This is a genomic window from Pseudoduganella rhizocola (genome assembly GCF_045984285.3).
In the GTDB taxonomy this organism is placed as follows: domain Bacteria; phylum Pseudomonadota; class Gammaproteobacteria; order Burkholderiales; family Burkholderiaceae_D; genus Rugamonas.
Map to the genome: position 1 here is coordinate 52,893 of NZ_JBJQIK030000007.1, position 14,816 is coordinate 67,708.

Sequence of the window (14,816 nt, forward strand, 5' to 3'; positions counted from 1 at the left end):
CAGGTTAAGTGGCTAGTCGTCGCAGCTGCTCTCGCGCACGATCATCTCGACCGGGACGGTTATCTGCGACAGGGTTTCATCTGGTTTGTGAAGCAGGAGTTCGATGCCGGCCGCTCCCAGGCCTTCCTTGTCCACGCGGATGGTGCTGAGCGGAGGAATGGCGGCAGCGGCGGCAGCGATGTCGTCGAAACCGACGATGGCAATGTCGTACGGGATTTTCAGGCCCGCATTCAGGCAGTACTTCATGGCCGCGAGCGCCGTGCTGTCGTTGTAGCAAAAGACCGCGTCGGCCCGCTTGGGCAGGGCGAGCAGGTAGCGCATGGCTTCCGCCACGCCTTCATCGCCGTCGCCCATGGACGGCACGATGACTTCCAGGTCCGGGTCGGCGTGGACCTTGGCGTCGAACAGCGCCTGGCGGAAGCCGCGGTTGCGCTGCTGGATGCTGTAGTGGGCCAGTGAGCCGGACAGCATGGCAACGCGCTTGCGGCCACTGCGCAGCAGGTGCTGCGTGGCCAGGTAGCCGCCGCGCAGGTTATCCGGATTGACAGAGATAAAACCATTGCGCTGCATATCCACCAGCACCATCGGCTTGCCTACCTGCTGCAGGGCGGACAGCACCTCGGGTTCGAAGAACCCCGCGCAAATGATCGCATCGGGCTGGTGCAGCCGGATCTGGCCCAGCACCGGTTCCGCCGGACCTACCGCAATCACGGACAGCGCCACGCCTTCGCGCCGGCATGCTTCCTCCGCGCCATGCAGCACCGGCGAGTAAAAGGGGCTGGATGCCAGCGTATTGTGCTGGCTGTGCAGCAGGAAGGCGATGCGGCGGATGCGTCCTTTCTGCAGCTGGCTGAAGTCGTAGCCCAGCCGCAGTGCCGTCTCGCGCACCTTGCTGCGGGTGTCTTCGGTCATGCCCGCCTGGTTCTTCAGCGCGCGGGACACCGTGCCGATCGACAGTCCGGTAGCAGCCGCGATATCGCGCAAAGTAACCTGGCTCACGGACGCCTCCCGGGGGGCGGATTCAAGTACATCAACAGTCTCCAGTATGCAGTTTTAATAAACGCTTCTATCGGCGTTTCCAGACCGCGCATTTGCGCTTCTGTTCATAGGTAGTTCTTATATCAGCCGTATTTTTTAGCGTCAATCAAAGCAGCCGGAATGGCGCGCTTTTAGCGCGTTTTACTAAACACAAAGGACCGCAGCTGCAGCGCTTTCCGCAGCACCGGAAGCGCCGCTTTGGACGACACGCGCAGGCGCACGCTCTCGCCCGGCAGCAGGGTCATGGCATTGTCCGAAAGCTCGGCATCGGCGTCGCCGAAATCGATCCACACGGCGCGTGCGAACCGTTCCGTATGCAGTTGCAGTGCATAGCCCTTCCCATCGCGCTGCAGCTCCGCCCGCAGGCCTGCGTGCGGCCATTGCATCTCCTTCGCGGCACGGAAGTACACCACGCTACGCGATGCAGGCTCGCCTTCTGCCTGCAGGTCGAACACGGCGACGGTGGATGCCGGATCGGCAGAGCCGAGCAGTTCAGCGTCCGTATAGGCGGCCACCTTCTCCGCCGACAGCGCCGCGATTCCGACTGGCTTGCGCTCCTCGCGCAGCAGTTGTCCGTCCAGCGACATCACCCGCAGGCGCAGCTCGCCCTGCACGGCCCGTGTGCGGTCGTTCAGCAGCGTCACCGCGGTGCCGCCTTCCGCCCCACGCAGTGCGGCAACCGCCACCGGCGCATAGAAGCGCCGCGCATGGAAGTGCAGCGCCTTCCAGCGCCCGAACCAGTCCACGCTCGACCACGAGGCGCCCGGCCACACATCATTCAGCTGCCAGTACAGCGAACCCATGGTGTACGGACGGCTGGCGCGGTGGTGCAGCGCCGCCAGCGCAATGCCTTCGGCCTGGGCGGCCTGGCTCAGGTATACGAAATGGGCGAAATCCCGGGGCGGGCCGAACTCGTAGTCCACGTACTTCATCAGCCGCTCGTTGCCCTTCCCGGCCATGAACTTCTGGTGCGCCTCGATCACCGGCGTGTCGATACCCTGTTCGCTACGGCGGGCGAAGGCATCGACCGTGCGCTGCACCGGCCATGCCTGCAGGCCGTACTCGGACATGAAGCGCGGCGTAATCTCCAGGTATTTCGACGGCGGATGCGCGGGGTTGCCCCACACTTCCCAGTAATGCATATCGCCGCTGGCCGGCGTGTTGGCCACTTCGGCCAGGTCGTCGCTGGGCGAGCTGGCCCAGTAGGCGATGCCGCCGCCCTCCTCCGCCACCACCTTGCGCAGGTCGGTGCCGAACAGCTGTACATAGCCGTCCCAGACTTTGCGGGCGAAAGCGGGATCGGCCTCCGCCAGCGCCTTGCCCGGTCCCCAGTACTTCCACGCGATCTCTTCCTCATTGTTGCCGCACCAGAGGGCCAGGCTCGGATGGTTGCGCAGGCGGCGCACGTTATCGCGCGCTTCGGCGACAACGCTGGCGCGAAAATCGTCATCGTAGGCGGGCTGCATGCCGCCGCCGAACATGAAGTCCTGCCACACCAGCAGGCCCAGTTCATCGGCCAGGTCGTAAAAGTCCTCGCTCTCGTAGTAGCCGCCGCCCCAGCTGCGCAGGAAATTCATGTTGGCGTCGCGCGCCGATTCCAGCACCCGGCGCAGCTGCGCCTTGCTCACCCGCGGCTGGAACATATCGAAGGGAATCGTATTGGCGCCTTTGGCAAACACGGGGATGCCGTTGACAGCGAAGTAGAAGCTTGTCCCCTTGCTGTCGGGCTCGCGCCGCAGTTCGATGCTGCGCAGGCCGGTGCGCGCGCTGGTCCGGGCAAGCACGGTCTTGCCGTCACTGATTTCCAGTTCGAATCGGTACAGCGGCTGCGCACCATAGCCATTCGGGAACCAGCGTTGCGGCTCTTCGATGTGCAGCGGGATTTCGACACGGTTGCTGCCCGCCTGCAGTGCGAGGCGCTGCTGCGCCGCGAGCGTGCGCTTGCCGTCCGGAGATGTCTGCCACAGGCGCAGCTCAAAGGAACCGCCGTGCACGGCATCGGCCGACAGCAAGGCAACGATATCGGCCTTTGCTTCACTCACCTGGTCCTGCCGCAGCTGCAGGTCCGGGATACGGACCGCGTCCCAGCTTTCCAGTACTACCGGTTTCCAGATGCCGGCCGTGACGTAGCGCGGCCCCCAGTCCCAGCCATAGTGATAGCCGGGCTTGCGCACGAAGTTCGCGGTCATTGCGTCGCGCGGCTCATCGCCATAAGGAGACGGGTAATTCCCCGCCAGCTTGTGCGGCATGGCCTGCACTTGCGGCAGCAGCTTCGCAATCGGCGAACGCAGCACGATGCGCAGCTCATTGCCTTTCGCGCGCAGCTTGCCCTGCACCGGCACGCGCCAGGTGCGGAAGGCGTTGTCGGCATCGAGCAGCTTGCCGCCATTGAGCCAGACTTCGGCAAAGGTATCGAGGCCTTCGAATACCAGCTCGCTGCGCGCTGCCCCTACGGCGGAACGGGGCGCGTCGAAACTGGTGCGGTACTCCCAGTCGGCCAGCCCAATCCACTGCAGCCCGGCTTCGGGCGCGCCCACATAGGGATCGGGAATGAGCCTGTGCGCGAACAGGTCGGTATGCACGGTGCCCGGCACCGACGCCTTGCGCCACGTCCCGGCTTCGGGATGGGCGGCTGCTTGCGCATGGCCGGGCAGCAGGCGGAAGCTCCAGCCCTTGCCGATCACCTGCCGCTCCGGCGTGCCGGCCATGGCCGACGCGGCGGCCAGCGCCAGTCCAATGCCAGCGCACAGGCGCACGAGGACACGAAACAGCACCGGCATGTTCATGGCGCAGCCTTCCAGTAGCGCGCAATCCATTCATCATGCGTGGGCATGGAAGCAACGGCATGTTCCAGCGTCGCGCGCATGCCGTCCACGTAGTCGAGCAGCTTCCCTTCGGGCATATTGTCCACGATGGGATGGTAGCTTTGCGGGATGATGCGCTGGCCCAGCATCACCTGCACCCAGCTTGGCAGGGCGAAGAAATCTTCGCCGTTGCGGAAGTAACGTCCATCGGCGCGGAACATCGCCATCGCGTCCCTCAGCGTGTCCGGCACGGACATGGTGCGGCAGTAATCCCAGAACGGCGTGTCATTGCGTTCGGTGGCGTGGTAATGCAGGATCAGGAAATCGCGCACCCGTTCATATTCGAAGGCGGACTCGCTGTTGAAGCGTTCGGAAAGCAGCGGATCGAAATCGGACTGGGGGAACAGCGCCAGCAGGCGGGTAATGCCCGACTGCGCCAGGTAGATGCTGGTGGATTCCAGCGGTTCCAGGAAGCCGCTGGCCAGCCCCAGCGCCACCACGTTCCTGTTCCAGAATTTCTTGCGCATGCCGGTGGTAAAGCGCAACGCGCGCGGATCGGCCAGGGCCTTGCCGTCCAGGTTCGCCAGCAGGGTTGCCGCCGCCTCGTCATCGCTGATGTAGCGGCTCGAATACACATAGCCGTTGCCGGTGCGGTGCTGCAGTGGAATGCGCCATTGCCAGCCTGCGGCGCGCGCGGTGGAGCTGGTGTAGGGCGTGATGCGGTCCACGCTTTCGCAGGGCACCGCCATGGCGCGGTCGCAAGGCAGCCAGTGCGACCAGTCCACATAGCCGGTCTTCAGCGTCTGCTCGATCAGCAGCCCTCGGAAACCCGAACAGTCGATAAACAGTTCACCATCAACGGTCTGGCCGTTCTCCAGCGTTACGGATTCAATGAAGCCGTCTGCGGCGCGCTGGTTGACGCCGACGATCTTGCCCTCGATGCGCTGCACGCCGCGCTGCTCGGCCAGTTCGCGCAGGAAGCGTGCATAAAGCCCTGCGTCGAAATGGTAGGCGTAGGCGATGTCGGCCAGCGGAGAATTCGGCGGCGCATTGCGGTCGCCCGGCGCGAACCTGCCTCGCGGCGCCATGATGGTTTGCGGCGAATATGCCCCGATCGGCACGGCGCGCCCGGACAGGAAGAGCTTCAGCCAGAACTGGTGGAAAGGCAGCGGCCCCAGTGAACGCCCGATGGCGCCGAAGCCGTGGATATAACTGTCGCCGATGCGGCTCCAGTCCTTGAATTCAATGCCGAGCTTGACCGTGCCCTGCGTACGTTTGACGAATTCCGCTTCGTCGATGCCGAGCATCTGCCCGTTGAACTGGCGGATGTGCGGCACACTGGCCTCCCCCACGCCGACGATGCCTATCTCCTCGGACTCCACCAGCCGGATAGAAGTGTCTTTGCCCAGGTAAGTCGCCAGGGCCGCCGCGGCCATCCAGCCTGCGCTGCCGCCGCCCACCACGGTGATATTGCTGATCCGCTTGTGCTTGTCCATTGCATCGTCCAGAAAAGACGGCAGCCGCCCGAGGGATAGGGGAGCGGGCAGCTGCCGTGAAAATGCCTTCCCTGCCCGAAAGCGGGAAAGGCACGGAGGCTGGCTCAGAACTTGTAGTTCAGGCCGAAGTACGCGATGCGGCCGGCGTAACCGTTGGAGTAGAAGCGGTCCTTGGTGTCGTTGCCCAGGTGGGAACGGGTCTCTTCCTTGGTCAGGTTCAGCACCGATGCGGTCAGGCTCAGTTCCTTGGTCAGATTGTAGGCCACGTTCACGTCCACCTGGCTGTATGGCTCGTCATAGACGTTCAGGCCATTCACCAGGCCATTCACCACCTCGCCGCGGCGGTTGTAGGAAGCGCGCGCCAGGAACTTCTCGGTTTCATAGAACACCGTCAGGTTCAGCTGGTTCTTCGCGCTGCCGACCAGTGGCGACTTGCCGATATCGGTGCCATCTTCCAGCGTGATGGCGGCCTGGTTGGTCTTGTTGTAGGTGTAGTTGAACTGGAAGCCGATGCCGGAAGCCAGCGTGTGCTGCGCATACAGTTCCACACCTTGCGACACGCCGTTACGGCCGCCGGCGGTGGTGGAATAGCTCTGCACCGTCACGTTCTCGCCGCCCACGCTCAGGTTCACGTCGCGCACCACAGGCACCGAGAAGTTGCTGACGTTCTTGCGGAACAGGTCGACGCCCAGCACCGAGCCGCGCTGGAAGTACCACTCCAGGCCCAGGTCGTACTGGTTGGCCTTGTACGGCTCCAGCTGCTTGTTGCTGCCCGTGCCGAACCAGCCCTGCTGGTCGCCGCCGCCGATCAGGCGGCGGTCATTCACGTATTCCGCGCTGTAGTACTGCAGGCCGCCCGGGAAGGCGATGTCGTTGTAGCTCGGACGCGAAATCACCTTGGACGCGGCCACGCGCAGCAGCAGGTCAGGCTTCAGGTCGTAGGCCAGGTTAAGGCTTGGCAGCACGTCGTTATAGCTGCGGTCGAGCGAGCTGACCACGAAGGACGACACGCGCGAGATACTGTCCGGCAGCTTGGTGAAGCCGCTGACACAGCCCGAACCCGCAGGCGCCCCGGCAGCAGGCGCACCGCCTGCCAGGCATGGCGCAGGCTTGCCGTCAGGACCGTTGTAGAAGTAGTCCTTGTAATCTTCCACCTGGTCCGTGGAATCGGCGTGCTGGCGGGTGCGCACGAAGCGCAGGCCCAGGTTGCCGCGCAGGCGGTCAGTTTTGATATTAGCCTGCAGGTAGCCTGCCGAGATCTTCTCCTCCACGTTGTAGACGAAGTTGTTCTCGTTACGGGTCTGCATCTCGCCGTAGGTCTGGTCCAGGTGCGCGATATAGGCCGGGTAGTTAATGGCCGGGAAAGCGCTGGCCTTGATGCCGCCGGAGAGATGCTCCAGCGAGTTCCCGTACAGGTACGCCGGCTGGAACTTGTTGGCGCTGGAATCGCAGCCTGCCTGGTAGCGCTTGTCGTAATTGGTGGGATCTTCGCCTTTGCACACCCAGTAGTTGTTGCCCGTGCTGCGGTGGGTGCCGCCGTCGCGGTACTTGGCGCCGAACTGCAGCGAATCCAGCCAGCTGCTGTCGGTATGCCAGGTGAAGTCGGCCTGCGCGTACTTCTGCTCCGTGCTGTTGCGGGTCCAGGATGACGAGGTCGAACCGAGGTCGATTTCGCCAATACCCTTCTGCAGGTTGGACATCAGCTCGGGCGAGAACACCATGGTCGGCGTGCCTGCCGTACTCCAGGAGCTGGCGTAGTTACCCATGGTCCAGCTGCCGTCGGCATTCTGCACGCGTGGCTTGATCGGCATGGTGAACTGCAGGGACGGACCGCCGCTGGCCCAGGTGCGGCCCAGCTTGAAGGTCGCATCCACCGTCTGGCCGCGCCAGTCGGCCTCGAAATCGGCGGTCTGCGACAGCGCTTTCTCGCGGTTGTAGCTGCCGGTGATCTGCGGCGTTGGAATGGTGCAGTCGTCCGGTCCCCAGCCGCCCGGCTTCTGGCCTGCGGCGGCGGCCTGCGATTCGCTGCAGTAGTAGGTCTTGCCGCTATGCGCGCTGTATTGCGCGCCGGTGACGACGGTCTTGCTCGGGTCGAAGGTCAGGCCGTCCAGCATGCGGCCGCCCGGCCAGTTGCCGTCGCCGGAATAACGCGCCAGATTCCACTCGGGGATCTTCAGCGTATTCATCTGCGAGTCCTGGTTCAAATCGAAACGGAAGTAGTTGCCGGTCAGCGTCAGGTTGCGCACTGGCTTGAACTGCAAGGTCAGCTGCCCGCCCTTGCGTTCACGTTCCTCGCTCTTCACCTCGAAGTTCACCGAGGTCGGCATCATGAAGTTGGTGTAGTACTTGCCGCTCTGGTCGTAGAAACCGGATTCGCCCCACCAGCGCGAGGTCATACCGGAAGGCTTGCCGTTGACGTCGGTGGCCGGATGCGCATCGTAGTCGTCCGCATACCATTGCCAGTTCTCGGTGGTGGCGCCCATGGTGCGCGTGGTGCGCTTCTGCTGCGTGTAGCCGACCAGGATGCCGAAGCGGTTGCTCTCGTCGTGCCATGCATATTGGCCGGAGAACTGGCCGTCGGTCTTCTTGGTGGTGTCGGACCATGTGCCTTCGGTGGAGATGAAGCCGCTGTTGGACTTCACTTCCAGCGGACGGCGCGTGCGCAGGATTACCGTGCCGCCGACGCCGCCTTCATCCAGGCGCGCTTCCGGCGTTTTGAACAGCTCAGCGCCGGACAGCATGTTCGACGGCATCAGCGTGTAGTTGAAGGAACGGGTGGGATCGCCGTTCGATTCCGCGGTGGCGATGTAGTTGCCGTTCAACTGGGTCAGCGTCAGTTCCGACGACAGGCCGCGCACGCTCACGTTCTTGCCCTCGCCGCCGCTGCGGTCGATGATCACGCCCGGCACGCGCTGCAGCGCATCGGCCACGTTCTTGTCGGGGAATTTGCCGATATCTTCTGCCGTCACCACTTCGACCAGCGCATTCGCGTTGCGCTTCTGGTCCAGGCTTTTCTCGATCGCATAGCGGTAGCCGGTAACGACCACCTTCTCCGGCACGGCCGCGTCGGCGGCCGGCGCGGACGGCTGGTCGGTGGAGGTGGTTTGCGCATGCGCGCCGGCCATTGCGAGCAGTGCGGCGCTCACCGCCAGTGCAATCGGCGTTGCCGCGCAGCGGCGCTGCCGTGGGTGGGTTCTGAACGTCATGTATGTCTCCTGGTTGTTGCCCCTTGGGGGCTTTATGTGGTTTTTGAATGCCGTTTTCCCGCGCTTTACTAAACGGCAGCTTGCCGTTGCATTTGCGGATGAGCATCGCATTCCACCTAGGGAAACTTATACAAAGGAAGCCAGAACGCCTCAAGAAGATTTCAAAAAAGGCACGAAGTTTAGTTTGTTTAGTAAACAAGAGTGCGTCAGATTCGCGACATTCGCATCAGTTCTTTTTGGTGGAAACGCTTCCTGAAAAATGCAGGTATCCCCACCGCGCCGGCACGTGCATATCGATCACGCCCTGGGGCGACCAGACCCAGTTGTCTTCCTTCGCTTGTCCCGCCGTCCACTGCACGCGGCTGAAGTTGATGCGCCAGGTGGTTCCCGCCTGCGGATGCGGCACCGCCTGGCGCGAAGCGAAGGCCGTCAGCGGATACGCGATCTCCACGGTCCAGCCTTTGTCCTTGTCCTGCGGGCGGTTCAGGGTGCCCTGCACGCCAATGGCGGTCTTCAGGCCTGCGATATCCCAGCTGTTATCGGGCTTGCCGTCGTCGCGGTAAGGCTTGGGCAGGAACAGGTCCCAGCCCGTGTTGAGCGCGTTGATCTCGAACTCGTAGTAGCTCTCCGTATCCGGCAGCGGCTTGATGAACACCTCGAAGTCGTTGTCCTTGAAGATCACGGAATCACGTTCGGTCAGCGTGGCCTTCACGTCCGGCTCTTCGAGTTCGGCGGCGATATAGAGGTAATGGTCGTCCCACAGCATCTTCACGCGCGTGCGGTATTTGGGCCGGGGCTTGCTGCCGCCCTCGATGTCGATGAAGTCGGACGTCCAGGGCGCATTGCGCCAGGCCGCGTCATCCAGTTTTCCGTCAATGCGGATAGCATGCGTGGCGCGCAGGCACTCGTAGGAAAGCGGCGTTTCCGCCGCAGCGGGAAGCGCCGCGCTCAAGATGGCGCCGAACATGGTGGCGATTGCCTTCATCAGGGAACTCCGTCATGGGAATAAAGAAAAATTTATACCAAGCGGGAGAATCCTGTTCAACAAACTTTCACGTCCGGGCGTCCATTTTAGCGCCGGCGCTAAACACGCCTCACCGGTGCAGTTCGCCCTCGCGTTCCGGCTGGTATGCGATGCCGCAAACCTTTACCTGGAACGGAGTGCCGTCGGGGCGCGTCCATTGGATGCTTTCGCCCGTCTTGAGGCCAAGCAGCGCGGTGCCTACCGGCGTCAGGATGGAGATTTTGCTTCCGCTTCCATCCACGTCCCTGGGGTAGGCCAGCGACATGTCGAATTCCTCCGGCCTGCCGTCAAGCTGGAAACGTACGCGGGAATTCATCGTCACCACATCCGGCGGCATGGCGCCGGGCTCCATCACATTGGCGCGGGAGAGCTCTTCCAGCAATCCGGCGTGCTGGCTGGCCTGCGCGGCCGGCAGTGAATCGAAAAGCGCTTCAAGGCGCTCCATGTCCAGCGAGGACACAACGATATCTGGTCTCATCATCAACTCTACAAAGAATGAATATGCATCCGCCCGCATTGGATGGGCGGAACCTTGGGAGTGGAGTGGCTCGGGAGGCCAGCTGTGCAAGCTGCTGGGAGTTCCTCACCGAGCTCGGGAGAGCCAGGCGGAAAAGCGGGAGAACAGCGCCAGCGCAGGCGTGTTGGAGCCTCCCTTGTTCAGGGGCGAACCGGAGTGCTGAAGGCCGCCTGATGAGATTTTGCTGAGCATGTGCGGGGAATTATACCCCGCAGCCTCACAGGTAGCTGAGCCACCAGTCCTTGCGCCGCGCCTTGATGCGAGCGATCCAGCGGCAGAAGGGATACAGCATGGCGACCACCGCGATCCACGCGAAATAAACGCCGCCGAGCGGGAGCCCGAAGCCTTGCGGGAAGAAGGCGAAGAAGGTCCACATCTGCTCCACCCTGAAACCCTGCGCCAGGCCGATTGCCACCGCCAGCAGGTGCGCGAGGTAGAAGTGGGCCACATAGAAAGCGAAAGGCACGCGGCCGAACATCACCAGCATATCCTTCACCCTGCCCTGCCAGCGATCGGCGAAGGAGCACAGGATCGCGGCCGGGCCCAGCGTCATCAGCAGGAACTGCAGGCTGGGCGGATATTTGCTCGTGTTCAGGAAAGGCATCAGCGATGCCAGCGCACCGTCCGGGCTGGCCTTCCAGTGCTGGGGTTCGCCGTAGATGTCGAACGCGCGCAGCAGGATGAAAGCGGCTACCATTGCCGCGCCGGCCCACCGCAGCTTGCGGTCGCGCTCCTCAGGCGGCAGGCGGAATACGCCGGCCGTGCCGAAACCGAGCAGCATCACGCCGGCCCATGGCAGCAGCGGGTAGACGACGAGGAACAGGACATGCTCCGTGCTGACGGCCATCTGCGCATGCAGCCCTACCCACCATGGATGGGTGGCCGTGAACATCGTGGATGCGGGCCACCAGGGATCGAGCAGGTTATGGCCCAGGACGATGGCGAGGCCAATCCACAGGCAGGCGCGCGCACCCAACAGCTGTGCGCCGGACAGGATCACCATGCTGGCGCCGATGGCCCACAGCGTCTGCAGCGCGATCATGGTCTGCCCGTTGAACTGGGGCAGGCCGAATGGCGAGAAGGTCAGCGAGGTGGACATGACCACCAACTCGATGAAGATCAGCCACAGGCCGCGCGTGAACAGGAAGGCGGCAAGTTCGCGCGGGCTCTTTCGGCCGGCCATCAGGCCCGCGCTGCTGCCTGCCAGCAGGATGAAGACCGGCGCGCAGAAGTGCGTGATCCAGCGCGTGAAATACAGCCATGGGCTGACATTCGGGTCGGCCATCGGATCCTGCACGCCGCCCACCATATTGAAGTCGCGCACATGGTCGAGCGCCATGATCACGATCGCCAGGCCGCGCAGCATGTCGATCGAAGTAAGCCTGTAGTTCCGAACTGTTGCCATGGTCCGTCCTTCCGCAAAAAAGGCAGTGTAGCAAGCTGGCTCCGGCCCTGTCCGGGACGCCCGTCCCGAAATCTTGTCCGATCGTCCGCCCTCAGTGCAGGCTGAACTCGGCCCGGCTGCCCGATCCCTTGCCGTCCTGCCCCGCCGCTTTGGCGCCGGTAATGAAGAGGCGTTCAGCCGGCACCTGGCCTTTCGTCACCAGCCAGTCGCGCACGGCCTGTGCGCGGCGGTTGCCCAGCGCCAGCAGGTCGTCGTCGTCGATAGCGGTATGCGCCAGGATGAGCTTTTCCATTTCCGCCACCGCCAGGTTTTTCTGCAGGCCCAGCAAATTCCGCGGCTTGTCGAAGGATTCGTTCCTGTACACACGCGCCAGCAGGTCGGCATACTCGGCCTGCGCGACTACGACACCGCCTTCCGGCAGCGGTGCATCCTTCGCCTGCAGATCACGGGTCTTCAACATGCGCAGCTTGCGCTCCATGGCCAGGCGGCGCAGCGTTTCGGTTTCCGTGGCGGGATCATAACGGCCCGTGATGTCGAGCTTCAGACCGGGGCGTTCCGTCATCGCCGCCGCCAGCGATTTCAGCTTCGCTTCACCTGCCGCGGGCACCAGCGCCCGGCCGGTTTCGAATTCCATGGCGGACAGCTCCTCGCCGCCGCCGAACATGGAACCGAGCAAGGCAAACGGCGCCGTCACCGTCTTGAGGACCGCATTGCCGATGATCTTGAGTATGATGCCGCCGATGGAAAACTCGGGATCATCCAGCGAGCCGCCGATCGGCACGTTCAGGTCGATCACCCCGTTACGGTCGCTGAGCAGGGCCACCGCCAGCTGCACCGGCAGCTTCGTCGCCTCCGGATTCGTGCTCTCCTTGCCGAAGGTAAGCTGGTCCAGTATCAGCCGGTTCTCCGCTTTCAGCTGGCGGCCTTCGAGCTGATAGGCCACCTCGAAACTGAGCTTGCCCTTTTCGATGCCGTAGCCGACATACTTGTCGGCGTAGGCCGAGAGCTGGGCCAGCTCCATGCCGCGCACGTCGGCCTTCAGGTCCAGCGACAGGTCGCGCTTCAACGGATTCACGCGGCCCGCAATGGACAGCGGCGCGCTGTTCACATTGCCCTTCAGGCTCACCGTGGCGGCACTGGCCGGATCCGAGGACAGGCCGTTGATGGCGCCGCCGATATCCCGCAGGTTGGCGGTGTAGTTCGGCTTGATGAAGTTGTCGGTGAAGCGCACGCGCCCCCCAGATAACGCGAGCTGCCCGATACGGATCGGGGGCAAAGGCTCCGCCGGCAGCGCAGGCGCCGGGACCGGCGTGGCCTGCTTTTTGTTCCTGCGCGCCTGCACGGCAGCCTGCGCGCGCTCGCCCGCATCGGTCAGGCTCTTGTCGCCGGCCGCCGCATCGCGCATCACGTCCTGCACGTTGATGCGGCCGTTGGGATCGATGATCACGCGCGAGAAGAAATCAGCCAGCACAACGCGCTCCACGCTGAGCGCGAAGGGCTGCAGCTGCAGGTCCATGCGCTGGAAGGCCAGCGAATCCCAGCTCAGGAAATCATTGGCGCTGGCCTTGTCCACGGTGGAGAGCTTGCCGACGCTCACGTCGCCGGTGAAGCCGCCACGCAGCTTGCCATCGGCCGCCGCCGCGAGCTGCAGCCGCCCTTGGCCCGACAGGTCGCCGCGCGCCACGCGCAGGTTGACGTAGTCGGTGACATACGGCTGCAGCGGGAGCAGTCCGAAATTCTTCAGCTCCAGCTTCAGGTCCGACTTGAAGGGCGCCAGCGCCAGCTCACCGCCCAGCGCCAGCTTGCCGGTCTTGTTGACGTTCGCTTTCAGCTCGAAGGTGCTGGTGCTCGCCGGCGCAGTGGAAAAACCCTGCACCGCAAAGCTCAGCGGGTTGATGTCGAATACAACCGGCTGCTCATGGCTGTCGTCCTGCACGCGCGCAGACCAGTTGGCGATATCCAGCTTGCCGACCGTAAGCAGCAGCGGCGCCGCATTCCCGGCGGGCGCTGCATCCTTCTGTGCCGCAGGTGCGCTCGCCGCCTTCCCCTGCCGGAAGTTGATGCCTGCGCTATCCGATGCGAGCGAGCCGATGGCAATCGTGTTCTTGCCCAGGTCTGCCGCCATATCGCGCGCGGCGAGACTGAAGTTCCCGACCCCTGCATGCATGCCGCCATCGGTGTACCGTACAGCAGCGTCGCCGATATCGAGCGCCTTCAGCGATATGTATGGCGCGGTGGCGTTACGCGGCGCGGCGGAAGACGCTTCGGCTTTGGCCGGCGCTGCAGGCTGGCCAAGCAGCTTGTCCACATTCAGGCGGCCGTCGCGGTCCCGTACCAGGTCGGCATCCAGGCCCTGGAGGCGGATCGACGCCAGCTCATAGCGCCCGGCCAGCACATCCAGTTTGCCGAGCTGCGCCGAAAATTCCTTCAGCTTCAGCAGGGGCTTGCCGTCCGCCTGCTGCAGCGCCACGTCTTTCAGGCTGGCCTGGCCTCCCAGCAGCAGGGCTGATGATTTGCCCTTCGGCTGCGTGAACGTAGCCTGCAGCTTCGCGCTGAGGCGCGCGCCCTGCAGCCGGAAATTCGGTTTGCCGGGCAGGTAGCCGAGATAGGCAGCGATATCGGCGTCGTCGATATCGAGCGCCATCACATAGTCCTTCGATTCCGCGAAGGGGCGCGCCTTGCCGCTCAGGTGCAGCGGTGCGCCATTCACCCTGGCGCTGAACAGCGGTTCGACAAAGACTTCCACGTCCGCAGGCAGGGAGGAGATGAAGGGCAGGCCCAGGTTCAGGTCCGCCACTTCGTGCCTTACCCCGGCAGGCCTGTCATCGAAGGACAGCGTGCCGCCTTCCAGCTGGATGTTGTTGACCGAATAGCGCGTAGGCTCCGGCGAGGGCGGCTGGCTGGCGATAAAGGCCAGGATATCGTCGATGCTGTAATGGTTGGCGTCCTTGCGCACCAGCCGCACGACGGGTTTCGTCAGCCGCACTTCCTGCACTACCGGCGCCATCCTGAACAGGGACTGCCACGCGATATCGATGCCCAGGCGCTCGAAGCCGGCAAAGACGGTGGCGCCATCCGGCTCCATCATCTTCACGCCCTGCAGCGTGGCGGACAAGGTGAAGGGGTTGAATTCAGCCTTCTCGATGGTGAGCTGGCGGTGCAGCTTTTCGGCGGCGAATTGCGTGGCCTGCGACTTCATGATGGCCGGTACGGCAAGGAAGCCGAAGCCGGTGTAGGCCAGCGCCAATCCCGCGAGCACGCCCGGCACCAGGTATTTGAACGATGGCGTTTTCATTGTAAAAAGCGGTTAACCCGATGCTTCGGAT

The 14,816-nt window shown here is 63.6% G+C and carries 8 protein-coding genes; all 8 read right to left on the minus strand.

Features of this window, described 5'->3' with window-relative positions:
* Positions 1-12 precede the first annotated feature (12 nt).
* The 8 genes from ACJRPG_RS16270 to ACJRPG_RS16305 all read right to left on the minus strand — a co-directional run bounded on the left by ACJRPG_RS16270 (position 13) and on the right by ACJRPG_RS16305 (position 14,785).
* Positions 13-999, minus strand: a complete 987-nt coding sequence (locus ACJRPG_RS16270; protein ID WP_408001139.1) for a LacI family DNA-binding transcriptional regulator — start codon at positions 997-999, stop codon at positions 13-15.
* Between the two features lie 170 nt (positions 1,000-1,169).
* A complete protein-coding gene (locus ACJRPG_RS16275) occupies positions 1,170-3,854 on the minus strand; it encodes a beta-mannosidase (RefSeq protein ID WP_408001140.1) in 2,685 nt (894 codons plus the stop codon).
* Positions 3,821-5,338, minus strand: a complete 1,518-nt coding sequence (locus tag ACJRPG_RS16280) for a tryptophan halogenase family protein (protein WP_408001141.1) — start codon at positions 5,336-5,338, stop codon at positions 3,821-3,823. The genes ACJRPG_RS16275 and ACJRPG_RS16280 overlap by 34 nt, the downstream gene beginning before the upstream one ends.
* Positions 5,339-5,442: 104 nt before the next feature.
* Positions 5,443-8,544 (minus strand): TonB-dependent receptor, encoded by a 3,102-nt coding sequence (locus tag ACJRPG_RS16285; RefSeq protein WP_408001142.1) that lies wholly within the window; start codon positions 8,542-8,544, stop codon positions 5,443-5,445.
* Between the two features lie 226 nt (positions 8,545-8,770).
* The gene (locus ACJRPG_RS16290; RefSeq protein WP_408001143.1) at positions 8,771-9,529 is read right to left on the minus strand and encodes a carbohydrate-binding family 9-like protein; all 759 of its coding nucleotides are present in this window, start codon (positions 9,527-9,529) and stop codon (positions 8,771-8,773) included.
* Positions 9,530-9,638: 109 nt separating this feature from the next.
* Complete coding sequence (rnk, locus tag ACJRPG_RS16295) at positions 9,639-10,049, minus strand: nucleoside diphosphate kinase regulator (protein WP_408001144.1); 411 nt, start codon at positions 10,047-10,049, stop codon at positions 9,639-9,641.
* Positions 10,050-10,302: 253 nt separating this feature from the next.
* Positions 10,303-11,490 (minus strand): acetyltransferase domain-containing protein, encoded by a 1,188-nt coding sequence (locus ACJRPG_RS16300; RefSeq protein ID WP_408001145.1) that lies wholly within the window; start codon positions 11,488-11,490, stop codon positions 10,303-10,305.
* A gap of 91 nt (positions 11,491-11,581) precedes the next feature.
* Positions 11,582-14,785 (minus strand): DUF748 domain-containing protein, encoded by a 3,204-nt coding sequence (locus ACJRPG_RS16305; RefSeq protein WP_408001146.1) that lies wholly within the window; start codon positions 14,783-14,785, stop codon positions 11,582-11,584.
* Positions 14,786-14,816 lie beyond the last annotated feature (31 nt).